The organism is Bacillus sp. FSL M7-0791 (assembly GCF_038627085.1).
GTDB classification, from domain to species: Bacteria; Bacillota; Bacilli; order Bacillales; family Bacillaceae; genus Bacillus; species Bacillus safensis.
This window is the reverse complement of sequence record NZ_CP152022.1, coordinates 2,676,112-2,696,826: the sequence shown is the minus strand read 5'-3', so window position 1 is coordinate 2,696,826 and position 20,715 is coordinate 2,676,112. Positions and strand designations below refer to the sequence as shown.

Annotated in this window: 25 protein-coding genes and 1 riboswitch; of the genes, 16 read left to right on the top strand and 9 right to left on the bottom strand. The window is 41.7% G+C overall.

Annotation, left to right across the window (positions count from 1 at the left end):
* Positions 1 to 40: 40 nt before the first annotated feature.
* Complete coding sequence (locus MHI08_RS13835; RefSeq protein WP_342499704.1) at positions 41 to 1,024, bottom strand: zinc ABC transporter substrate-binding protein; 984 nt, start codon at positions 1,022 to 1,024, stop codon at positions 41 to 43.
* A 213-nt stretch (positions 1,025 to 1,237) separates the two neighbouring features.
* Here MHI08_RS13835 and MHI08_RS13830 point away from each other — a divergent pair, with 213 nt between their 5' ends.
* Positions 1,238 to 1,804 carry a carbonic anhydrase gene (locus MHI08_RS13830; RefSeq protein WP_024424929.1) on the top strand — a complete coding sequence of 189 codons (567 nt, stop codon included), beginning with the start codon at positions 1,238 to 1,240 and terminating at the stop codon, positions 1,802 to 1,804.
* A 1-nt stretch (position 1,805) separates the two neighbouring features.
* Here MHI08_RS13830 and yidD read toward each other — a convergent pair whose 3' ends face one another.
* Positions 1,806 to 2,030: a membrane protein insertion efficiency factor YidD gene (yidD, locus tag MHI08_RS13825; RefSeq protein WP_024425785.1), complete on the bottom strand. Its 225-nt coding sequence runs from the start codon at positions 2,028 to 2,030 to the stop codon at positions 1,806 to 1,808.
* Positions 2,031 to 2,156: 126 nt separating this feature from the next.
* Here yidD and MHI08_RS13820 point away from each other — a divergent pair, with 126 nt between their 5' ends.
* On the top strand, positions 2,157 to 2,630 hold the full coding sequence (locus MHI08_RS13820) for an S-ribosylhomocysteine lyase (RefSeq protein WP_003217624.1): 474 nt from the start codon (positions 2,157 to 2,159) through the stop codon (positions 2,628 to 2,630).
* A 118-nt stretch (positions 2,631 to 2,748) separates the two neighbouring features.
* A complete protein-coding gene (locus MHI08_RS13815; RefSeq protein WP_024425786.1) occupies positions 2,749 to 3,186 on the top strand; it encodes a FixH family protein in 438 nt (145 codons plus the stop codon).
* Between the two features lie 8 nt (positions 3,187 to 3,194).
* On the opposite strand, the gene ytzI is transcribed toward MHI08_RS13815, so the two are convergent.
* Positions 3,195 to 3,341, bottom strand: coding sequence for a YtzI protein (gene ytzI / locus MHI08_RS13810; RefSeq protein ID WP_003217544.1), 147 nt, complete (start codon positions 3,339 to 3,341; stop codon positions 3,195 to 3,197).
* A 131-nt stretch (positions 3,342 to 3,472) separates the two neighbouring features.
* Here ytzI and MHI08_RS13805 point away from each other — a divergent pair, with 131 nt between their 5' ends.
* The 4 genes from MHI08_RS13805 to MHI08_RS13790 all read left to right on the top strand — a co-directional run bounded on the left by MHI08_RS13805 (position 3,473) and on the right by MHI08_RS13790 (position 5,140).
* Complete coding sequence (locus MHI08_RS13805; RefSeq protein WP_133744337.1) at positions 3,473 to 3,910, top strand: Dps family protein; 438 nt, start codon at positions 3,473 to 3,475, stop codon at positions 3,908 to 3,910.
* A 127-nt stretch (positions 3,911 to 4,037) separates the two neighbouring features.
* Positions 4,038 to 4,229 (top strand): hypothetical protein, encoded by a 192-nt coding sequence (locus MHI08_RS13800; RefSeq protein ID WP_024424925.1) that lies wholly within the window; start codon positions 4,038 to 4,040, stop codon positions 4,227 to 4,229.
* Between the two features lie 153 nt (positions 4,230 to 4,382).
* Positions 4,383 to 4,787 (top strand): phage holin family protein, encoded by a 405-nt coding sequence (locus MHI08_RS13795; RefSeq protein WP_024424924.1) that lies wholly within the window; start codon positions 4,383 to 4,385, stop codon positions 4,785 to 4,787.
* 44 nt (positions 4,788 to 4,831) lie between these two features.
* Complete coding sequence (locus tag MHI08_RS13790; protein WP_024425787.1) at positions 4,832 to 5,140, top strand: hypothetical protein; 309 nt, start codon at positions 4,832 to 4,834, stop codon at positions 5,138 to 5,140.
* A gap of 28 nt (positions 5,141 to 5,168) precedes the next feature.
* Here MHI08_RS13790 and MHI08_RS13785 read toward each other — a convergent pair whose 3' ends face one another.
* Together MHI08_RS13785 and MHI08_RS13780 are read right to left on the bottom strand one after the other, a co-directional pair.
* Positions 5,169 to 5,954: an AIM24 family protein gene (locus MHI08_RS13785; protein ID WP_342499703.1), complete on the bottom strand. Its 786-nt coding sequence runs from the start codon at positions 5,952 to 5,954 to the stop codon at positions 5,169 to 5,171.
* Between the two features lie 22 nt (positions 5,955 to 5,976).
* Positions 5,977 to 6,588: a TerD family protein gene (locus tag MHI08_RS13780; RefSeq protein ID WP_046312174.1), complete on the bottom strand. Its 612-nt coding sequence runs from the start codon at positions 6,586 to 6,588 to the stop codon at positions 5,977 to 5,979.
* Positions 6,589 to 6,836: 248 nt separating this feature from the next.
* Between MHI08_RS13780 and ytkD the strand changes: the two genes are divergently transcribed.
* A complete protein-coding gene (gene ytkD, locus MHI08_RS13775) occupies positions 6,837 to 7,313 on the top strand; it encodes an RNA deprotection pyrophosphohydrolase (RefSeq protein ID WP_024425789.1) in 477 nt (158 codons plus the stop codon).
* Between the two features lie 33 nt (positions 7,314 to 7,346).
* Here the strand turns inward: ytkD and MHI08_RS13770 are convergent, their stop codons facing one another.
* Genes MHI08_RS13770 through MHI08_RS13760 form a run of 3 tightly spaced genes read right to left on the bottom strand, consistent with a single transcriptional unit; the run spans position 7,347 to position 9,915 of the window.
* Entirely contained in the window at positions 7,347 to 8,141 is a 795-nt protein-coding gene (locus MHI08_RS13770; RefSeq protein ID WP_024424919.1) for an ABC transporter permease, read from the bottom strand.
* On the bottom strand, positions 8,128 to 8,898 hold the full coding sequence (locus tag MHI08_RS13765; protein ID WP_024426225.1) for an ABC transporter ATP-binding protein: 771 nt from the start codon (positions 8,896 to 8,898) through the stop codon (positions 8,128 to 8,130). Before MHI08_RS13765 ends, MHI08_RS13770 begins: the two co-directional genes overlap by 14 nt.
* Before the next feature lie 15 nt (positions 8,899 to 8,913).
* Positions 8,914 to 9,915: an ABC transporter substrate-binding protein gene (locus MHI08_RS13760; RefSeq protein WP_024426224.1), complete on the bottom strand. Its 1,002-nt coding sequence runs from the start codon at positions 9,913 to 9,915 to the stop codon at positions 8,914 to 8,916.
* A 174-nt stretch (positions 9,916 to 10,089) separates the two neighbouring features.
* Here MHI08_RS13760 and MHI08_RS13755 point away from each other — a divergent pair, with 174 nt between their 5' ends.
* The 6 genes from MHI08_RS13755 to MHI08_RS13730 are packed head-to-tail and all read left to right on the top strand — an operon-like array spanning position 10,090 to position 15,226.
* Positions 10,090 to 10,818: a carotenoid biosynthesis protein gene (locus tag MHI08_RS13755; RefSeq protein WP_056768325.1), complete on the top strand. Its 729-nt coding sequence runs from the start codon at positions 10,090 to 10,092 to the stop codon at positions 10,816 to 10,818.
* Positions 10,787 to 11,533: a lysophospholipid acyltransferase family protein gene (locus MHI08_RS13750; protein WP_056768323.1), complete on the top strand. Its 747-nt coding sequence runs from the start codon at positions 10,787 to 10,789 to the stop codon at positions 11,531 to 11,533. Before MHI08_RS13755 ends, MHI08_RS13750 begins: the two co-directional genes overlap by 32 nt.
* The gene (locus tag MHI08_RS13745; protein ID WP_163114931.1) at positions 11,518 to 12,645 is read left to right on the top strand and encodes a glycosyltransferase; all 1,128 of its coding nucleotides are present in this window, start codon (positions 11,518 to 11,520) and stop codon (positions 12,643 to 12,645) included. The genes MHI08_RS13750 and MHI08_RS13745 overlap by 16 nt, the downstream gene beginning before the upstream one ends.
* The gene (gene crtI / locus MHI08_RS13740; RefSeq protein ID WP_342499702.1) at positions 12,642 to 14,123 is read left to right on the top strand and encodes a phytoene desaturase family protein; all 1,482 of its coding nucleotides are present in this window, start codon (positions 12,642 to 12,644) and stop codon (positions 14,121 to 14,123) included. The genes MHI08_RS13745 and crtI overlap by 4 nt, the downstream gene beginning before the upstream one ends.
* 26 nt (positions 14,124 to 14,149) lie before the next feature.
* Positions 14,150 to 14,944 (top strand): prolyl oligopeptidase family serine peptidase, encoded by a 795-nt coding sequence (locus tag MHI08_RS13735; protein ID WP_087978089.1) that lies wholly within the window; start codon positions 14,150 to 14,152, stop codon positions 14,942 to 14,944.
* Between the two features lie 39 nt (positions 14,945 to 14,983).
* Positions 14,984 to 15,226 (top strand): DUF2584 domain-containing protein, encoded by a 243-nt coding sequence (locus MHI08_RS13730; protein ID WP_025092385.1) that lies wholly within the window; start codon positions 14,984 to 14,986, stop codon positions 15,224 to 15,226.
* 42 nt (positions 15,227 to 15,268) lie between these two features.
* Here the strand turns inward: MHI08_RS13730 and pckA are convergent, their stop codons facing one another.
* Complete coding sequence (gene pckA, locus MHI08_RS13725; RefSeq protein ID WP_024424910.1) at positions 15,269 to 16,855, bottom strand: phosphoenolpyruvate carboxykinase (ATP); 1,587 nt, start codon at positions 16,853 to 16,855, stop codon at positions 15,269 to 15,271.
* 226 nt (positions 16,856 to 17,081) lie between these two features.
* A riboswitch (SAM riboswitch) is annotated at positions 17,082 to 17,216 on the top strand.
* A 195-nt stretch (positions 17,217 to 17,411) separates the two neighbouring features.
* Here pckA and metK point away from each other — a divergent pair.
* Together metK and asnB are read left to right on the top strand one after the other, a co-directional pair.
* The gene (metK, locus tag MHI08_RS13720; RefSeq protein ID WP_024424909.1) at positions 17,412 to 18,614 is read left to right on the top strand and encodes a methionine adenosyltransferase; all 1,203 of its coding nucleotides are present in this window, start codon (positions 17,412 to 17,414) and stop codon (positions 18,612 to 18,614) included.
* A gap of 148 nt (positions 18,615 to 18,762) precedes the next feature.
* Positions 18,763 to 20,661 (top strand): asparagine synthase (glutamine-hydrolyzing), encoded by a 1,899-nt coding sequence (gene asnB / locus MHI08_RS13715; protein ID WP_024426217.1) that lies wholly within the window; start codon positions 18,763 to 18,765, stop codon positions 20,659 to 20,661.
* The last annotated feature ends 54 nt before the right edge of the window (positions 20,662 to 20,715 follow it).

Sequence of the window (20,715 nt, the reverse complement as noted above, 5' to 3'; positions counted from 1 at the left end):
ACAGCAAAAAACCCCGGCTGATCAACCGGGGTTCAAAGCATTAATCATTTAATGCAGTTTTTAAGGTCTTTAAGTTTTGTTTCATTAAGCTGACGTAGCTTTCTCCATTTTTGGCATCATCTTCAGTAATGGATTCTAGATTTTTAAGGGTTAAGCTTTTTGCCCCAATTTCACTGCGGATTGTATCTGATACTTTGCTGCTGACGTTGTTTTCAAAAATAACGTATTGAATGTGATGCTTTTCCGCTTTTTGTACAATGTTTTCGAGCTGTTTTTGTGATGGCTCCTCAGAAGCGGATAACCCTAAAACACTGATTTGCTCAATGCCATAGCGCTTTTCCCAATAACCATAAGCTGCGTGAGAAACAAGAATTTCTTTATGTTTAGCTTTAGATAACGTTGTTTTAAATTCTTGATCTAACGATTGCAAATCTTTTTTTAGATGTTCATAGTTTTTTGTGTATTCGTCTTTATGATCTGGATCTAAAGAGACGAGTGTGTCTTTAATGTTTTTCGCCATTTGCTGTGCATAAACTGGGTCTAACCATGCATGAGGGTCTTTATCTCCGTGATCGTGCCCGTCATGATCATGGTCTTCATCTTCATGGTCATGATCTTCGCCTTCTTCATGTGCATGTTCTTCATTTGTCGATAACAATTTGATGCCTTCGGCTGCTTTGACTGTTTTCACACCTTGGTCTTTTAAAGTGGCAGCAGTTTTGTCTGCGAATGCTTCAGCCCCTGTGCCGCTGTAGATAAAGGCATCACCTTCAGCCATTTCAACCATTGTTTTTGAACTTGGTTCAAAGGTGTGTGCATCTGCATTTGCAGGATACACGCTTTGAGCATGAACGTGAGAGCCGCCAATTTTTTCAGTGAAATCTTGGAGTGGGAAGATCGTGGTGTAAACAATTAGTTTCCCGTCTGCTTTTCCTTTTGAAGCATTAGTGCCCGCGCTGCTTGAGCAAGCGGCAAGACCGATCGCGAATAAAGCAGCTGTTAAAATAAAAAAGATTTTTTTCATGTAGAAAATGTCTCCTCTCAATCTAATAGATAGAAATGATTACGATTTAATGTCCTGAGTTATTGTATCGTAATAATTACGATTTGAAAAGAGGAAAATAAAAAATTTTCATCAGCAGATGTTTCCTCTAAAAAAATAAGCTGCAAAACGTGACGAAATTTCTTACATTGTGCTATATTTATTTTTAAAAAAGATAAAGGAATGGACAAACGTATGAAACTTTTAGATGAAATCATCGAATATAATCAACAATTTATTGAAGAAAAGAAATACGAAGAATTTACAACAACAAAGTTTCCACAGAAAAAAGCTGTCATTCTATCGTGTATGGATACAAGACTTGTTGAACTGCTTCCGCGTGCCATGAACATGAAAAATGGTGATATTAAGATTGTCAAAAGTGCTGGGGCGCTTGTTTCTCATCCATTTGGAAGTATTATGCGAAGCATTTTAGTTGCTGTTTACGAATTAAATGCTGACGAGGTATATGTCATTGGGCACCATGATTGCGGGATGAGCAAAATAGACAGCCAAACACTTTTAAATAAAGCCGTTGAGCGCGGTATTCCAGAAAAACGTATTGAAGTACTGGAATACTCAGGAATTGATTTTAAACAGTGGCTCAAAAGCTTTAGTTCAGTCGAAGAGAGCGTGAAGGACAGTGTGTCTGTAGTAAAAAATCACCCGCTTCTTCCATCAGATGTACCTGTACATGGTCTTGTCATTGACCCTGGAACAGGGAAGCTTGACTTAGTTGTCAACGGATATGAAGAAAAGTAAGTTACTTTTCCTTTTTAGGCGGGACAGGATCGATGCCGCCAGGATGAAGCGGATGACATTTCAAAATCCGTTTTATGGTGAGCCAGCCGCCCTTGACCGCGCCATGCGTTTTGATTGCCTCTAGTCCATAGTTTGAGCATGTTGGATAAAACCGGCAGCTTGGCGGTGTCAGAGGGGAAATACATTTTTGATAAAAGCGTATTATGCCGATAAAAATTTGTTTCATAGAGGTTCCTCCTTGTCTGTCTTCCACAGTATAAGAAAAAAGAACAAGGAAGGAAAGTTTTATAAACTAAACTGGTCGGAGAAATATGTTATAATATAGGAAATTGCAATTATAGGAGTGGTGATTATGCCTTCAGTCGAAAGCTTTGAACTTGATCATAATGCTGTAAAAGCGCCATATGTTCGTCATTGCGGCGTTCATAAAGTGGGATCAGATGGGGAAGTAAATAAATTCGATATTCGTTTTTGTCAGCCCAACAAGCAGGCGATGAAACCTGATACGATTCATACATTAGAGCATTTGCTTGCGTTTAATATTAGAACACACTCAGAGAAATATGATCATTTTGATATCATTGATATTTCTCCAATGGGCTGCCAGACAGGCTACTATTTAGTTGTCAGTGGTGCACCAACTCCAAAAGAGATCGTTGAACTTCTTGATGCAACATTCAAGGATGCGGTTGAAGTAACAGAAATTCCTGCTGCAAACGAAGAGCAATGCGGCCAAGCGAAGCTTCATGATCTTGAAGGGGCAAAACGTTTAATGCGTTTCTGGCTTTCTCAGGATCAAGAAGAGCTTTTAAAAGTATTTGGTTAATAGAATGATGAACCGGACATTGAGATGTCCGGTTTTTTATTTGAATTCAAACAGAGATGTAAAAATAGGGGATATTTGTTAAAATGGACATGTCAGTAAAAGAAGGGGGAAACGCAGGATGCGAAAAATGTTGGGAATGATTCTGATACTCACGTTATTGAGTGCATGTGGAAACTCTGCAGCAAATAGCGGCAAAGGGGAAGTGCCTGAGCTATTAGAAGTAAAGCTCACAGGACCTGAGCAAGTGGAGAAAAATGAAAGCGTTATAGTAAAAGCAGCTGTCACATACGGTGATACGCCTGTTGATGATGCAGATGATGTTCAATTTGAAGTGTGGAAAGATGGCGACAAGGATAACAGCAAGATGATTCAGCCAAAGAAAGAAAACAAAGGTGTATACGAATTGCACACAGCCTTCAAAAAAGATGGCCTTTATATCATACAAGTCCATGTGACAGCTAAACAGCAGCATAATATGCCGAAAACGAACATCCACGTAGGTGAGGTGAAAAAAGAGAGTTCAACTACTGCAGAAGAAGAAACCTCACATCATTAAAAGCGGATTTATTTTGGATTAGGACGTTGATTTGGTTCTGCATCCTGTGGTGAATCGACTTTATGCTTATATTCATAAGCCTTCGATGTCGTCCACAATGATAAAAAGACAACGATTGAGATAATGATAAAGCTGATAATCCCAAGTAACAGCATCTAACTCCCTCCTTATTTCCATATTAACATATATTTCATGCAGTCAAAATAGAAGAAATACACGGCAGGTTTCAGTATAATAAGAAAAGGGTATTCTCATACTAAACGCAATTACATAAGGAGGAATAAATATGTCTGAACAATTATTAAACGTCGTCAATAAACAAGTAGCTGATTGGACTGTGCTTTACGTGAAATTACATAACTATCATTGGTATGTAAAGGGAAAAGATTTCTTTACACTCCATGAGAAATTTGAAGAACTATATACAGAAACAGCTACATATATTGATGATTTGGCTGAGCGTATGCTTGCTTTAAATGGACAGCCTGTTGCGACAATGAAAGAGTGCTTAGAAATTTCCAGCATTCAAGAAGCAGAAGGCAAAGAATCAGCGGAGCAAATGGTGAAAAATCTATATAATGATTTCTCCAATATCGCTGAGGAATTAAAGAAAGGAATGGAGCTGGCTGCAGAGGTTGGCGATGAAACTACAGGTGATATGCTGCTTGCGATTCATCAATCCATTGAAAAACACAACTGGATGCTTAAAGCATATTTAGGATAATACACGTATGTGAAAAGAATGTCGGTCATCAATAGACCGACATTCTTTTTTTATTGGAATAGGGACAGACAGCCCATTGAAATCATAGGGCTTTCAGCCGAAGAGAAAAGAGAAGGGAGGGAAGAAGATGTCTTCTATTGCAGGAATGATGAGTCAGCAAGTAGCGAGCATTCAAAAGACACTCAATATTAGTTTGTTGAATTCACAGCTTGCTACGAATACAGCACAAGCTATGGTGATGCTGGATCAAGTGCAGCAGCAGCCTCAAGCTGTTCAGCCAAAGGATTCAGATGCTTCATTTATTGATGTCAGAGTCTAAAAAGAGAAGTCGCCTCATGGGCGGCTTTTTTGGTCTCATTCGTCTCCCTGAATACATAACAGCGCCTTTATTTTTTGTCGTCCAAGCTATTGCGAGAATTCGGCATATACTATTGAGGTAAGGAGTTCCACTTTGAAAGGATGTTGATGCCAAGTGAGCAAGGATTTAGGCATCTTTTCGTTGGTTACAGTGAGTTTGTCGGCGATGGGCTTTCTGTTTGGTGGAGCAGGATATTTACTGATGATTTTAGTGACGTTGATGGCTATTGAATTAATTTGTTCAAGCCTAAGAGAATCTTTGACTGGGCAGCTCACAATGAAGCGGTTTTTAACGCGGCTTGTTCGAAAGGTCGTGACCGTCTCCTTAATATCTATGGCACATTTCTTCGATGTCATGCTGAAGACAAATGGGACGATTAAGGATTTAGCGATCATCTTTTATATTATTTATGAATCTTACCAAATCGTCTCGACAGCCAGAGCCCTTGGAGTTCCCATTCCACAGTTGTTTATTGATGTATTGGACATGTTGAAAAATAAATTGCGCAAAAAGCCGTAATTTCCTCATATCTGGTCATACTAAAGGCAAAAAGGATGATTCGGATGGCGAGACACACATACTATGTATCCGTACAAGATGGATCGATATCGCAGCATAGAGATGCAGCGGCTTGGCAATTTCAAATAGAAGCAGATGATGATCAAATTTTGCAGCTGAGAGACTACTTCGATGAACAGTATATGACAGATTGGAAAGGCTTCTTTCGGGCGCATGTTCCGTTTCTTGAATATCATTATGATAGTCCAAATGATGAAATGGATAGAAAAAGAAAAGAGATTTACACAATGATTTATGAGCTCGGCAATGAAGAAACAAGGAGCTTTATTGAGACAAATGGTTTGATGAATTGAAAAAGCATGTAGAGAATCTCTACATGCTTTATTTTCGCGGTTGTAAAATGCCTCCGATCAAATCACTGATCCCGCCGCCTCTATTTTCTTGCTGTGAATTGGTGAATTCATGAGAGGAGCTCTGGCTCTGAGGTTTGTAGCGATTATCATCTAAGCCCACCCGTAAGCCAGATGTGCGCTCAGATGGCTGGATAATGACGATTTGATCTTGTTCCTGAAACTCAAATAAGTAGGATTCGCCAGATGTTTGTCCAATGAAAGTTTTCCAGTTCACATCTAGTTTGACCTTCGGTGCTTTGCCTGTCCAAGCAACAATTGCGTCAGGGTCTACACGGCAGGGGGCTTTTAAAATGAGCGGATTTCCATTCGTTTTAATGGCGACTTGCGCTCCGTGCCCTTGATAAGAGAGTTTTGATGTAAACAGTCCTTTCTGTGATAAAATACCAACGCCTACTGGTGTGACGCCGTAATGGCATTCCTCAGTAAAGGCAAGTAAATCTTCACTTTCTACACTTACATGCTGCCAAGGACCGCTTGGCTCAAGATTAATCACTGTTACATGTTCGCTTGCATCCGCGAAGTAGCAAGTACCTTGTCCACTCACTTCCATCATCTCAAGGTTTTCACCTGTGAATTTTCTGCTGATATGGTTAAATACTTGGCTGACCATATTTCCTTTATTCGTTCCAAGTAATCGCTTGCGGTATTGGAAACTTCCTTGATCAGCAATCATGGCGCCTTTTTTGGCAAAAAAGATTCCGCTGCCTTCTGCTTGTAAGGTAAGTTCTTCTATCGTGTTGAAATGAAATCCCATAGGTGCCGGCTCCTTTCCTGCGTCAAGATGTAAATCCGTAGATGCGGCATAAATCATTTAAATCTAGAGTAGTCCCTTGCCCGGTCGCCGTGATTTTCCATTCCTCCTGATCTCTCGTGAGTTCAGCGCATATAATGGATGTACAATACGAATAATCCTCTGTTAACTGAAAGGTACAAATCTCTTGCTGCGAGATTTGATCCGTAAGTCGCACGTAGGCATTGGTGACTTGTCCAAAATGATGCTGGCGTTCGTGTGCATCATGTATCGTGGCTGTGACGACAATTTTATGAATATCAGGTGAGACTCTGCTTAATTGCATAATAATCATTTCATTGTCTCGATACCCTCCGCCAAATTGATGATCACCAAGATGACGAACAGCTCCATCTAAGCTTTGCTGCTGGTGATAATAGATCAGATGCTTAGGAGACAACAGCTTGTCCTCTTCATTTAAAAGAAACACTTGCGTATCTAAATCAATTGGCTGACCAGCCAGGTCCCAGCCAAGCCCGATATGAATTTGGTCGACCGCTGGATTGTCTTTTGTTAAATCTAACTTTTGCCCTTTCACGAGGTGTTTCTTGATCACCTCATGGGGTGCGTTTTGTTTTGACCCATTTTTTATACTCATGCTGATTTCCTCCTCGTTGTCATAGGACAAACACTGATTCATTTACGTTATATAGGGATAAAAGGTTTCATGATTAAAATTGGGTGAAGTTGGAGATGATAAAAAGGTTTTAGCAACAATACCTCATTTTAGATACAGACGAGTTGGAACCACTCGTTTGTTTCACTTTTGATAAAAATTCTTCAGATAAATGGGATCTGTGGTATGATGTTTTACAAGAAGCAAGGACAGGATATGAGGGATTTCACATGCATGTATTTAAAGACTATTATCATAATACGGTCAAGCTCTCTTTTGAGGAGAAGCCTTTTTCAAGTCATCCTAAGCATGTTTGGGCCATCTGCCGCTACCAAGGGAAATGGCTGCTTACTGAACATGAGGATCGGGGCTATGAGTTTCCAGGAGGGAAAGTTGAGCCGGATGAAGAAGCAGACCAAGCCGCTATACGGGAGATTCAAGAAGAGACGGGTGCTGTTGTTCGTGAATTAACGTATATTGGTCAATATCAGGTGCTGGGCAGAGAAAAGGTCATTGTCAAGAATATTTATTTCGCTGATATTGAAAAGCTAGTGAAGCAAGACACGTATTTTGAAACGAAAGGACCCGTTCTTTTCGCAGACTTGCCAAGATCCATCGCCAAAAATAAGAATTTCAGTTTTATTATGAAAGATGATGTGTTAAGACAAAGTATTGCTTATTTAGAAAAGAACGGTTTGATTCGTTAAAAAAAGCGCAGGGGCGACAATCCCTGTGCTTTTTTATTTTTGAAGAAAACGGCGTTCGAGCCATTCCACAAGCTGGTACATGATGGTCGCAAACACGGCAATAATGAAAAGACTTAAGAACACGAGTGTAAAGTTGAAGACTTGAAAGCCGTAAATGATCATGTAGCCGAGCCCTTTTGAGGAAACAAGAAATTCCCCTACAATAACCCCAACCCAAGAAAGGCCGACATTGACCTTGATGGCAGAAATCATTGTTGGAATACTAGCTGGCAAAATGACCTCGCGAAAGACGACGCTTTTTTTCGCACCAAAGGTTTTCATCACCTTTAAATAATTCTCATCGACCTCTTGAAAGGCTGTATATATGACGATCGTCGTAATGATCACACTAATGATTGCGCCCATGGCAACGATGCTGATCATGCCAGGTCCAAGGGCAACAATTAAAATCGGGGCGAGGGCAACTTTTGGCATGGCATTTAAAATGACTAAATAAGGATCAAGAACGTTTGCCAGGCGGGTGGACCACCATAAGGCGGCAGCGAGCAAAATGCCGCAAAAGGTACCAAGTAGAAATCCGAGCACCGTTTCAAATAATGTAATACTCATATGATTCATTAAAGATCCATCGGATATTTTTTGTACAAACAATTGGCAGACTGCTGATGGTGAACTAAATATCAGTGGATCGATAAGACGAAAATGACTGGCAAGCTCCCAAAGCGAAAAGAAGCTGGCGAAAATAATGAACTGATAGATTCGGGTCATGCGTTTTTCCATTCGGTATTTTTTGCGATAGGCTTCATGTAAAAGATCACTGTGTTTCAACTGTTTTCAGCTCCTTCCAAATCGTTTGAAAGAGCTCTTGGAAACTCTGGGTCTGTCTTGCATCGAAAGGAGAAAGAGTCCTCAGTTCATCTGGAACGGTAAAAATTCTCTTGATTGAGCCAGGATGCTTAGAGAATAAGAAAATGCGGTCACTCATCGCAATGGCTTCGCCAATGTCATGTGTCACAAGGACCGCTGTTTTTTGATAGTTTTTGAGTGTATGAAAGACGAGATCCTCTAAAGTGAGTTTGGTTTGATAGTCTAGAGCTGAAAAGGGTTCATCTAGTAAAAGCAGACCGGGATTCACTGCAAGCGTTCGGGCGAGAGCCGCACGCTGCCTCATACCGCCTGACAGCTCCTTCGGGTATTTTTCCTCTACATCATGAAGGCCAAGCTTAGGCAGTAAGCCAAGAGCGGCGGAGGTGGCTTCATGTGAATCTTGCTTGGTAATTTTTAACCCGAGAATGATATTTTCCTTGATGGTTTTCCAAGGAAACAAATAATCTTGCTGGAGCATGTAGCCGATTTGATGCTCCTTTTGATTCGGTTCTTTTCCTTCGATTAAAATTCGGCCTTCAGAGGGCGGCGTTATTCCTGCAATGATAGACAGCAGGGTGGTTTTTCCGCAGCCGCTGGGACCAATAAATGAGATAAATTCTCCTTGGTCTATCTCCATATTGATGTGCTGTATGGCCGTTGTTTTTTCTTTTAAAGAGAAGTACGTGTGGGTCACATGGTCAATTTGAAGGAAAGACATGTGCTACCTCCTATTCTATTTGTGTTCTGTGACCTTCTTTGCAATGGATGAATTGACAAGTTGTTTGTACGGGATAAATTTCGGCAATTCATCGCTCTCCTTCATGATTTCCTGCAATTTGTTCCATTCCTCTTCATTCAGAAGGGGATCTGTTGCGTAGGAGTCCTGCTGTTTGTAGCGTTTAATGGCAGTTGATAAAACATCAAGTTCTGTGTCAGGAAAATGAGATTGAATGGTTTTGGCAATCTCTTCCGGCTGCTTGGCTTCTACCCATTTCTGCGCTTTATAAATGGCGCGAGTGAAGGCTTCAGCTGTTTCCTTGTTTTCCTCTAAGTAACTCTTCTTTGCCATGAAGGTGGTATACGGCACCTTTCCGGAAGCCTCTCCAAAGGAGGCGGTAATGTACCCTTTGCCTTCTTTTTCAATTAAGGATGCTGTCGGTTCGAATAACTGCACAAAATCGCCAGTTCCAGAGGAGAAAGCACCTGAAATGTTGGCAAAATCAATATTTTGAATCATGCGGAGATCCTTTTTTACATCAATGCCTTCCTTTTTCAGGACATATTCACCGACCATTTGCGGCATGCCGCCTTTCCGCTGTCCAAGAAAGTCTTTTCCTTTTAATTGATCCCAAGAGAATTCGCTCACTTTCTCCCTTGAAACAAGAAATGTACCGTCTGTTTGTGTCAGCTGTGCAAAGTTGATGACAGAGTCTTTTGTGTCTTGAGCCTCTACATAGATAGAGGATTCAGATCCGGTCAGGGCGATATCTGCACCGCCGGATAAGAGAGCTGTCATCGTTTTATCACCGCCCCAAGTCGTTTTTAATTCAACCTCTAGCCCTTCTTCTTTGAAGAAATCCTCAGATAAGGCAACATATAGCGGAGCATAAAAAACCGAATGGGTCACCTCGGCTACTTGTACGGTCTGCTCTTGTTCTTTTTTACAGGCGACAAATGGAATAAAGAGCAGGACAACGACGATGAATGCCAGTCTGACTTTGATGGAACGATTCAAGAGTAATTCGCCTCCTTTGTTCTAGATCACTAATTAAAGTATGTCAAAAGGGATTTTTGGTGAGTGCCTAGATGAAAATAAGAAGCGCATTGTTTATTTATAGAACGTGTCTTTTTTTCTATACTAGAAGCATGAATACTTTCTTGAATTTGGCAGAAATAAAGGGGCGGTTTCGTGTATAGAGTGAGTTGGGTATTTCTTGGATGGTATTTAGTAGGACTCATATTAATGGTCTCTTTTGAAGTGCCAGCATGGCTTCAGTTTGCAAATGGCATTTTCCTTGTGCTGTATGCCTGCTGTGTGATAGAAATTGGGCGAAATATTTATGGTTCATGGGGGTTTGTGATCAAAAGGACAGCTATTGTCGGGGTGCTGACATTTACGGTTGAATGGATAGGGATCACAACCGGTTTTCCTTTCGGGGCCTATGACTATTATCCGACGTTAGGTTTTCTAGTGGCAGGGGTGCCTTTAACCATTGCTTTTGCATGGGTTGGTGTGTTTTTAAACAGTCTTTTTTTATCCAATCAGCAGTCGAAATGGAAACGAGCTGTCGAAACGGGGATATGGATTGTCTTGCTTGACCTCATATTAGACCCAGTAGCGGCTGAACGGAAATTTTGGGTGTGGTATGACGGCGGTGGTTTTTATGGTATTCCTTTTGAGAATTTTGTGAGCTGGGGTATGATTGGAGCAGGACTTTCCTTTCTCTTCCCGCTTGTTCAGATTGATCAAAAGGCTCTGAGCTGGACGAGCCGTATTTATCAGGCAATGGTGTTCTTTTTTGGTGTGCTGGCATTAAAGGGCGGGCTCGATGTCATTTTTTATTTAGCACTGATCATTGTTATTTTGTGTGAAGGAAGGGTTCAATTTGAAAGAAAGCGACAAAAGCCGATCGTTTAGACGTATATTTTCTCTTTATCTTGAGCGGTATTTACTTCATAAACATTTCCGCTCTGTGATGATGAAAGGCACTGTGGACCCAAACGAGAAGCTGCCTGTTCTTTATCTCGCCAATCATAGCTCATGGTGGGATGGACTGATCATCTTTCTTTTAACAGAAAAAGCATCTGGGCTCGATCACTATATGATGATGGAGGAGAAACAGCTGAAGCAATATGCCTTTTTCCGAAAGCTTGGTGCCTTTCCGGTTCAGAAAGAGAATCTGAAAAGTGTGAAGCAAGCATTAATGACGGCAAAAGAGAACATGCAGGCTGGCGGGGCTGTATGGCTTTTTCCACAGGGGAAAATCATGCATCAGGATATGCGGCCGCTTGAATTGGAGGGCGGGGCTTCATTTTTAGTGAGACAATTTGAGCAAGTTGTGGTGAAGCCTGTGACCTTGCATTATACATTTAATCAATTTCAAAAGCCGACAGTATCTGCTGTGTTTGGTGAAGATAACTTAGTATCTGGCGGAGAACTACGAAGCAAGGACGTGACGCATCTGCTTAGAGATCTGCTTGAAACGCAGCTAAACGCACATCAAGCACAGGTCATCGCAGATCCTGATTTTACAACTAATCAAGAATTTAGACAGATGACGAGGACAAGTCAGTCAACAAGTGATGCGTTTGATTCCTTTAAAAAGTGGGTGAAAACATGGCGGTCTTCTTAACCGTAATCAGTGTACTCTTGCTCTGTCAGTTTATTTTCACCATATGGAATATGAAGCAGCTTCCTGTTTTAAAGCCAGCACCCTTTTCGCCGGGTGAACCTATTTCATTATCAATTCTGATTCCAGCGAGAAATGAGGAAAAACGAATAGAAGCCTGTCTTCAGTCGATCGTTGATCAACGCTTTTATCCGAAAGAGCTCATCGTCCTTGATGACCATTCGACAGATCAGACAAGAGCGATGGTGGAGCGGTTCGCAGAAAAATACCCGTGGATCCGTGTCCAGTCAGGTCAGCCATTAAAGCGGGGCTGGCTTGGTAAATCATATGCCTGCTCTCAGCTCGCTGAGGCAGCAGCTTCTGACTGGCTGCTATTTTTAGATGCGGATGTCCGGTTAAAAAGAGGGGCAGTTGAATCAGTATACAAGCAGTTATGTATGCAAAAAACGGGCATGCTGTCAGGTTTTCCAGAACAAAAAACAGGTACATTTTTTGAGCATCTTGTCGTTCCTATGATGATGTTTACCATTGGCTGTCATCTGCCAGTGAAATGGGTAAGAAAATCTAAGAACCCCGCTTTTGCCGCAGCACATGGCGGTTTTATTGCCATTGAAAAGAATTGTTATCACGACATTGGCGGGCATGAAGCGATCAAGGATTCACTCGTTGATGATATGGCTTTGGCTAGAAGGGTGAAGGAAAAAGGCTTTCCGTTCACACTTGCAAGCATTCATCCATTTGTGTATATGAGAATGTATGAAAGTGGACAAGAGGTTTGGGAAGGTTACCGGAAAAATTTATTCCCAGGTGTGAATCGAAGCATTGCTTTATTAAGCAGTGTCTTTTGTTTATACACCCTCCTTTATTTGGTTCCTGTCATTTGTTTCATGATCGCATTGTTTCAGCTGAATGTTTTGAGCATATGCTTAGCCATTCTTTGCTATGGGCTGGGTGTGTCGATTAAAGCGGCAATAGATACTGAAAATGGGCGGACATCTGCGATGGCTTTTTTATTGCCGGTCAGTATTTTAAGCCTGATCGCCATTGGCTTTGCTTCTATGAAAATCGGTCTGAAAAAAGAAGGGTATGAATGGAAAGGGAGAAGGTACGAATGAAAAAAGTGATCATCATCGGCGGTGGACTTGGCGGATTATCAGCCGCGATCCGTCTACAGTCACGCGGGGTTCAGGTCACCATTTTAGAAAAAGAAGCGGCTTTAGGGGGGAAATTGCAGCGCCATCACGAGGCAGGCTACTCTTTTGATTTAGGACCGAGCACCATTACAATGAAGGCCTATTTTGAAGAAGTGTTTACATCCTGTCATAGACGGATGGAGGATTATGTGACCTTTTATCCGATTTCTCCGCTGACCAAAAATATTTTTCCAGATGGACATACGGTCGAGTTTACGCCGAATATTGAGCTAATGGAATCACAAATTGCTGCATTCAGTCCTGAAGATGCGAAGCAATACCGCGCATTTTTACAGGAATCAAAGACGCTTTTTCAAAAGGCAGAGGAGCAGTTTTTAAATCGTTTGTTATTGAGCTGGAAGGATAAGGCGGATGTAAAGCTGATGAAAGCACTTCTTGCTGTCAAACCATTCACATCGGTTCAGCGCCTGCTGCGTCAATATTTCCGTCATCCCCATACATTGGCGATGTTTGGACGGTATGCCACTTATATTGGCTCTTCTCCCTACGAGGCGCCGGCTATTTTTAATATGATGGCGTATTTAGAAGGAGAGAAAGGGATTTATGGAATACAGGGCGGTACATATCGTTTAGTTGAGGCATTTGAGACGCTGGCAAAAGAATTAGGCGTTCAGATTTACCTCAATGAACAAGTGAACAAGATTCATGTGAAGGATCGGCGCATCAAAGGAGTAGAGACGGATCAGCAGATGTATGAGGCAGATCAAGTCATTGCAGGAGCAGATGCGCTGACTGTATACCGTCATCTCATAGATGAAAAAGACCGTCCTCGTTTTTTAAATCAAAAACTGTCTGGCATTGAACCGTCGTTGTCGGGCTTTGCTCTCTTATTAGGGGTACCTAAAGTCTATGAACAGCTGGTCCATCACAATGTGTTTTTCCCTGAGGATTATGAGCAGGAATTCAAGGATATTTTTCAGAAAAAACAACTGCCTCAAGACCCGACACTTTACATATGCTATTCAGGCCATTCAGAACCAGCTTTAAGCGGAGGACCGGGAAGAAGCAACCTGTTTGTACTGGCCAATGCACCTTATGTGACAAAAGAGCAAGATTGGGACATGCTAAAGGAGACATATCGTCAGCATGTAAAAAACAAATTAATGGAAAAAGGTCTTTTTGATTTGGATGAGCTTATTGAATATGAAGCGGTTCAAACCCCGCTCGATCTGCAGCAGAAAACGGGGGCATATCGTGGAGCCATTTATGGCATGTCTTCAAACTCGTTCAAACAGGCGTTCTTTCGCATCAATAATCAGTCAAAAGATATTGAAGGACTTTGGTTTGTTGGAGGATCAAGTCATCCAGGCGGCGGCACGCCGATGGTGACAAAATCAGGCCAGCTTGTCGCAGAAGCGATGCTGAAGCAATGGACGTAATCAAAGATGAAAAGGAGAGAAATCGAGTGATTGTGGAAAAAAGAAGGTTTCCGTCGCCCCATCCGCATATTCACTTATATACAGTGACCTATGAGGCAGATGGACTTCGGATGAAAGGGCTGCTCGCTGAACCGGCCGGAGAAGGTTTCTACGACGGCTTTTTGTATTTACGAGGCGGCATTAAAAATGTGGGGATGGTCAGACCAGGCCGGATTGTGCAATTTGCCGCGCAGGGCTTTGTCGTCTTTGCTCCCTTTTACCGAGGAAACCAAGGAGGCGAAGGGAACGAAGATTTTGCCGGAGAAGATCGAAAAGATGCGTTTGCTGCCTTTCAGCTGTTAAAGCAGCATAAAAAAGTGAAAAAGGACCGAATTCATATCTTTGGTTTTTCGCGAGGCGGTATTATGGGTATTTGGACCGCTGTTGAAATGAAACACGAGGCAGCTTCCTTTGTCACATGGGGAGGCGTCAGTGACATGAAACTTACTTATGAAGAGCGTGTAGATATGAGACGGATGATGAAGCGTGTGATTGGCGGTCCGCCGCATAAGGTGCCAGAGGCATATGAGAACAGAACCCCTTTAAATGATGTGAATCAAATTGAAGCACCTGTCCTCATCATCCACGGAGAAGAAGATCAAAATGTATCGATTGAGCATGCGTATTTGTTAGAAGATGCGCTGCGCCAGCACGGGAAGTCTGTGGAGACCTGGTATTTCCATGGATACAACCACTACTTCCCGCCGCAGCATAATCGAGAAATTGTGAGAAGGCTGACCACATGGATGCACAGCCGAAAAAGCGGAAATGTGGTAAAATAAGCAGTATAACGAAATATAGAAAGTAGGGGGATTTTCATTATGGGAATGCCTGTTGAATTTAATACAATGATTGTCACAAAGGGAAAAGAGACAAGAATTGAAGAAAATGTATTTGAACTCATGAAGGATGGATACCGCATTTATCCGTTAAATATTCCACTTGAGGTGCGCAAAACCAAAGACGGAGAAAAAACAGGGACAGCACATGTTGAAAAGCTGGAGCTGACAGACAATGTCACGAAGGTGACGTACCGTCTTGTATCATTGCATTCAACAAACTAAAAAAAGCTGAGGGATTGAATCTCCTCAGCTTTTTTCATTTGGTTATACGAGTGGTCCGCCTTTGGCTTCAATGTCACTTGCCGCGTGGCTGAATTTTTGGAAGTTCTTTTTAAATTCATTGGCAAGGAAGTGTGCTTTTTCTTGATAAGCCTCTTGGTCATCCCATGTTTTAGCAGGTTGAAGCACCTCATCTGGTACACCAGGAATATGAAGCGGGATGTGTAAGCCAAAGATGTCATCAGTAATCATCTCGGCATTATCAAGGTCACCTTCGATTGCTGCCTGTACCATTGCTCTTGTATGAGCGAGATTCATTCGTTTGCCTGTACCGTAGCCTCCGCCAGTCCAGCCTGTATTCACAAGGAATACTTTAGCACCGTGTTCATCAATCTTTTTGCCGAGCATTTCAGCATAGACGTGAGCTGGAAGCGGAAGGAATGGTGAACCGAAGCAAGTAGAGAATGTCGTTTCTGGTGATGTGACACCTCGCTCAGTTCCAGCTAATTTACTTGTGTACCCGCTCAAGAAATGGTACATTGCCTGCTCTTTTGTTAAACGGCTGATTGGAGGTAAGACGCCAAACGCATCAGCTGTTAAAAAGACAATAGCAGATGGATGTCCTGCGATACTTGGTTTCACGATGTTATCAATCATTTCGATTGGGTAAGCAGCGCGTGTATTTTCAGTAAAGAAGGTATCATCATAATCCGCTTCACGTGTTTCTTCATCAAGCACAACGTTCTCAAGAACTGATCCGAAGCTGATCGCTTTGTAGATCTGCGGTTCTTTTTCTTCACTTAAGTTCACACATTTCGCATAGCATCCGCCCTCGATATTGAAGACCCCTGTGCCAGACCAGCCGTGTTCATCGTCTCCGATCAGCTTGCGGCTTGCGCTTGCAGAAAGCGTCGTTTTCCCCGTACCTGAAAGTCCGAAGAATAGGGCCACATCGCCTTCTTGACCTACGTTTGCTGAGCAGTGCATGGATAAAATGTCTTGCTCAGGAAGCAGGTAGTTCATCACAGAGAAAATGGACTTTTTCATTTCTCCTGCATATTCTGTTCCACCGATAAGAATCGTGCGTTTTTCAAAAGAAACGATGATAAACGTTTCAGAGTTTGTGCCATCTGTTGCAGGATCTGCTTTAAAGTGCGGTGCAGATAAGATGGTGAAAGGTTTTTCGTTTGAAGAAGGTGTTGACCCGTCAGGTCTGATAAATAGCTGCTTGGCAAAAAGATTGTGCCATGCGAATTCGTTTACAACTGTAATCGGCATACGATATCTTTCATCAGCGCCTGCAAACCCTTCAAAGACGAATAGTTCATCACGTTCTTTTAAGTATGACACAACCTTTGTATATAAACGGTCAAATGCTTCTTTGGAGATCGGCTGGTTTACTTGACCCCAATCGATTTTATGTTCAGAGCTTTCTTCTTTGACGATAAATTTATCTTTAGGCGAACGTCCTGTATAGGCTCCAGTTGTAGCGCGGACAGCTCCAGTTGATGTTAAAACGCCTTCATTACGTGCCAAAATCTTTTCAACAAGTTTCGGAACAGATAAATTTTGGTGCGTATTTTCTAATGAGAGCAATGATTGCAAATCTTCTTTTAAATCCACTGAGTTCATAAAAAAACCCTTCCTTTACCGTTGAATTTGTTTGTTTCGATTAGTATAACACATTAATAATAATAGTCTATACTATTTAAAAATTTTTGTGTGTGTTTTTTCATTTCTGCTATGAAAATATGCTTTTTGGTGATGCTAATGGTGAGGAGAAAAAAGAGGGAGATAATTCTTATGAAGCATTGACATGACGCAAGGGTTTAAGATAAGATATCTTATTGAACGGATACTCTTATCCCGAGTTGGTGGAGGGACAGGCCCGATGAAGCCCAGCAACCGGTTTTTTATGAAAAAGGCATGAAAATGCTGAGAAACCAAGGTGCTAACCTGATGCAAGGTACAAGAACACCTTGAGCGATAAGAGTGAAAGGCATGCGATCTCAGACCCTTTCCTCGCAATGAAGGAAATGGTTTTTTTATTTTTGGGATATCATATGAACAAATTGCCAATAACATCTCTAATATAAACGTTTTCAAATATAAGAGGGAACGAGTTCCGTATCATATTGGAGGCCTCATCTTGGGATGATGTGGTCTTGTACAGGAGGAAATAGCCATTATGAGTCAAAATCGTCGTTTATTTACTTCAGAATCAGTGACAGAAGGACATCCGGATAAAATCTGTGATCAAATTTCAGACAGCATTTTGGATGAAATTTTAAAGAAAGATCCAAATGCACGTGTTGCCTGTGAAACTTCTGTTACAACCGGTCTCGTATTAGTAAGCGGTGAAATTACAACGTCTACTTATGTCGATATTCCAAAGACGGTGCGTGACACAATTAAGGAAATTGGCTACACACGTGCGAAATATGGTTTTGATGCGGAAACATGTGCGGTACTTACATCAATTGATGAACAGTCTGCTGATATTGCGCAAGGTGTAGACAAAGCGCTTGAAGCACGTGAAGGAACAATGACTGAAGAAGAAATTGATGCGATTGGTGCAGGTGACCAAGGATTGATGTTTGGTTTTGCTAACAACGAAACCGAAGAGCTCATGCCGCTGCCAATTTCACTAGCGCATAAATTATCTCGCCGTTTAACAGAAGTACGCAAGAATGAAACACTTGCATACCTTCGTCCAGACGGAAAAACACAAGTCACAGTTGAATATGATGAGCAAAACAAACCAGTTCGTATTGACACAGTGGTTATTTCTACGCAACATGCACCAGAAGTGACGCTTGAACAAATTCAAAGTGACTTAAAAGAGCATGTCATCAGTCCTGTCGTTCCAAGTGAACTGATTGATGAACAGACAAAATACTTTATTAACCCAACTGGCCGTTTCGTGATCGGTGGACCTCAAGGGGATGCTGGTTTAACTGGACGTAAAATCATCGTTGATACGTATGGCGGGTACGCTCGTCATGGCGGCGGTGCTTTCTCAGGTAAGGATGCAACGAAGGTTGACCGTTCTGCGGCATACGCTGCACGTTACGTAGCGAAAAACATCGTAGCTGCCGGCCTTGCAGATTCTTGTGAAGTACAGCTTGCTTATGCAATTGGTGTTGCACAGCCTGTATCGATTTCAATTGATACATTCGGAACAGGAAAAGCTTCAGAAGAAAAATTAATTGAAGTGGTTCGTGCAAACTTTGATCTTCGTCCAGCTGGCATTATTAAAATGCTTGACCTGCGCCGTCCGATCTACAAACAAACAGCTGCATACGGGCATTTCGGCCGTCACGACTTAGATCTTCCGTGGGAAAAAACGGATAAAGCCGATACACTTCGCAAAGAAGCATTGGGACAATAACAACATAAAAAACCGCTTATTTTAAGCGGTTTTCCTTTTGATTAAAAAAAAATCTGCAAAAAGCGAAAAAATGTGAAACAAAATCGGACAAAATACTGTCTAATTATAGGTCTACTTTTAAGAAATAACATAACGTGGAGGCAATAATATGTGTGGGTTTGTTGGTGTATTTAATCACCGTCCATTGTCCGAAACTACTGAACAGGAAGAGCTAATTAAACAAATGAATCGTCTCATCGTTCATCGTGGTCCGGATGATGAGGGTTACTTTCATGATGAGCATGTAGGATTTGGATTTAGACGTTTAAGTATTATAGATGTTGAGCACGGAAAGCAGCCGCTTTCTTATGAAGATGAAAAGTATTGGATTATTTTCAACGGAGAAATTTATAACTATGTGGAGCTGAAGGAAGAGCTTGTGAAAAAAGGCTATACGTTCAGCACAGATTCTGATACGGAAGTACTTCTTGCCACATACCGTCATTATAAAGAAGAAGCGGCTTCAAAGCTTCGCGGCATGTTTGCATTTTTAATTTGGGATAAAGAAGCGCAATTATTATATGGTGCAAGAGATCCTTTTGGCATCAAACCGCTTTATTTTACACAAATGGATGAGCAAGTGTACTTTGCGTCTGAACGCAAAAGCTTGATGGCAGTGAACGAGAACATTTTATTTGATGAGACATCCTTACAGCAATATATGTCATTCCAGTTCGTACCTGAGCCAAATACACTTGATCAAAAGGTTCACAAAGTAGAGCCAGGTCATCAGTTTACTTTACGCCCAGGACAGGAGATTGAATTTAAGACTTACTGGAAGGTTCAATTCAAGCCTGAGCAAACACAAGAACAAAAGCTGATTGAAGAAGTCCGCGATGCAATCTATGATTCTGTGAAAATTCATATGAGAAGTGATGTACCTGTTGGTTCATTCCTATCAGGTGGTATCGATTCTTCTTTCATCGTATCTGTCGCAAAGGAATTTCATCCTGAGCTGAAGACGTTTTCTGTTGGCTTCCAGCAGGATGGCTTTAGTGAAGTTGATGTAGCGAAGGAAACGGCTGATAAGCTTGGCTTACAAAACTTCAGCGCGGTGATTTCTCCTGAGGAATATATGAATGAGCTTCCGAAAATTGTTTGGCATTTAGATGATCCTTTAGCTGATCCGGCGGCGATTCCATTGTACTTCGTGGCAAAGGAAGCAAAGAAACAAGTGACGGTTGTTCTTTCTGGTGAGGGAGCAGACGAGCTGTTCGGTGGATATAATATTTACCGTGAGCCGCTTTCTCTTAAACCATTTGAATCTGTACCATCTATGCTGAAAAAGCTTCTTCTTCGTCTGGCGCGCTTAATGCCAGAAGGAATGAAAGGAAAAAGCTTTATCGTCCGCGGCTGTACACCATTAGAGGAACGTTATATCGGTAATGCGAAAATCTTTGAAGAGCCAGTAAAGAAAAACCTCTTAAAGCAGTATGATCCGAACATTACGTATCGTGATGTGACGAAGACATACTTCGAGGAAAGTGCAGGCTACAGTGATATTAACAAAATGCAATATGTTGATATTCATACGTGGATGCGCGGGGACATCTTACTGAAAGCAGATAAGATGACAATGGCGAATTCTCTTGAGCTTCGTGTTCCTTTCCTTGATAAGGTCGTATTTGAAGCAGCTTCTAAAATTCCAGAAGAGCTGAAAACAAAAGATGGCACAACGAAATATTTATTGCGTAAAGCAGCAGAAGGCATTGTGCCTGACCATGTGTTAAACCGCAAGAAGCTGGGCTTCCCTGTTCCAATTCGTCATTGGCTGAAAAATGAGATGAACGCTTGGGCGAAAGACATCATTAAAAACAGTCAAACTGACGAATATATTAACAAAGCGTATGTGCTTGATTTATTAAATGAACATTGTGCTGGTAAAGCAGATCATAGCCGTAAGATTTGGACTGTCCTGATCTTTATGATTTGGCACAGCATTTATGTCGAGCGCAGTATTGATCCAGAGCAATTGAATCATCAACCGAAAGAAGTCATCTTCAGTTAATGAAAAAAGGTTTTCAGCTTTGTGCTGAAAACCTTTTTTGTCATGATAGAAAGG

What these genes read in the sequence shown, in the direction of transcription:
- MHI08_RS13790 (WP_024425787.1), top strand. Translation starts at nt 4,832, where the DNA reads ATGGCGAGACACACATACTATGTATCCGTACAAGATGGATCGATATCG.
- MHI08_RS13805 (WP_133744337.1), top strand. Translation starts at nt 3,473, where the DNA reads ATGTCTGAACAATTATTAAACGTCGTCAATAAACAAGTAGCTGATTGG.
- MHI08_RS13730 (WP_025092385.1), top strand. Translation starts at nt 14,984, where the DNA reads ATGGGAATGCCTGTTGAATTTAATACAATGATTGTCACAAAGGGAAAA.
- MHI08_RS13830 (WP_024424929.1), top strand. Translation starts at nt 1,238, where the DNA reads ATGAAACTTTTAGATGAAATCATCGAATATAATCAACAATTTATTGAA.
- MHI08_RS13745 (WP_163114931.1), top strand. Translation starts at nt 11,518, where the DNA reads ATGGCGGTCTTCTTAACCGTAATCAGTGTACTCTTGCTCTGTCAGTTT.
- yidD (WP_024425785.1), bottom strand. Translation starts at nt 2,030, where the DNA reads ATGAAACAAATTTTTATCGGCATAATACGCTTTTATCAAAAATGTATT.
- MHI08_RS13820 (WP_003217624.1), top strand. Translation starts at nt 2,157, where the DNA reads ATGCCTTCAGTCGAAAGCTTTGAACTTGATCATAATGCTGTAAAAGCG.
- MHI08_RS13815 (WP_024425786.1), top strand. Translation starts at nt 2,749, where the DNA reads ATGCGAAAAATGTTGGGAATGATTCTGATACTCACGTTATTGAGTGCA.
- MHI08_RS13780 (WP_046312174.1), bottom strand. Translation starts at nt 6,588, where the DNA reads ATGAGTATAAAAAATGGGTCAAAACAAAACGCACCCCATGAGGTGATC.
- asnB (WP_024426217.1), top strand. Translation starts at nt 18,763, where the DNA reads ATGTGTGGGTTTGTTGGTGTATTTAATCACCGTCCATTGTCCGAAACT.
- MHI08_RS13800 (WP_024424925.1), top strand. Translation starts at nt 4,038, where the DNA reads ATGTCTTCTATTGCAGGAATGATGAGTCAGCAAGTAGCGAGCATTCAA.
- pckA (WP_024424910.1), bottom strand. Translation starts at nt 16,855, where the DNA reads ATGAACTCAGTGGATTTAAAAGAAGATTTGCAATCATTGCTCTCATTA.
- MHI08_RS13835 (WP_342499704.1), bottom strand. Translation starts at nt 1,024, where the DNA reads ATGAAAAAAATCTTTTTTATTTTAACAGCTGCTTTATTCGCGATCGGT.
- ytzI (WP_003217544.1), bottom strand. Translation starts at nt 3,341, where the DNA reads ATGCTGTTACTTGGGATTATCAGCTTTATCATTATCTCAATCGTTGTC.
- crtI (WP_342499702.1), top strand. Translation starts at nt 12,642, where the DNA reads ATGAAAAAAGTGATCATCATCGGCGGTGGACTTGGCGGATTATCAGCC.
- MHI08_RS13765 (WP_024426225.1), bottom strand. Translation starts at nt 8,898, where the DNA reads ATGTCTTTCCTTCAAATTGACCATGTGACCCACACGTACTTCTCTTTA.
- ytkD (WP_024425789.1), top strand. Translation starts at nt 6,837, where the DNA reads ATGCATGTATTTAAAGACTATTATCATAATACGGTCAAGCTCTCTTTT.
- MHI08_RS13785 (WP_342499703.1), bottom strand. Translation starts at nt 5,954, where the DNA reads ATGGGATTTCATTTCAACACGATAGAAGAACTTACCTTACAAGCAGAA.
- metK (WP_024424909.1), top strand. Translation starts at nt 17,412, where the DNA reads ATGAGTCAAAATCGTCGTTTATTTACTTCAGAATCAGTGACAGAAGGA.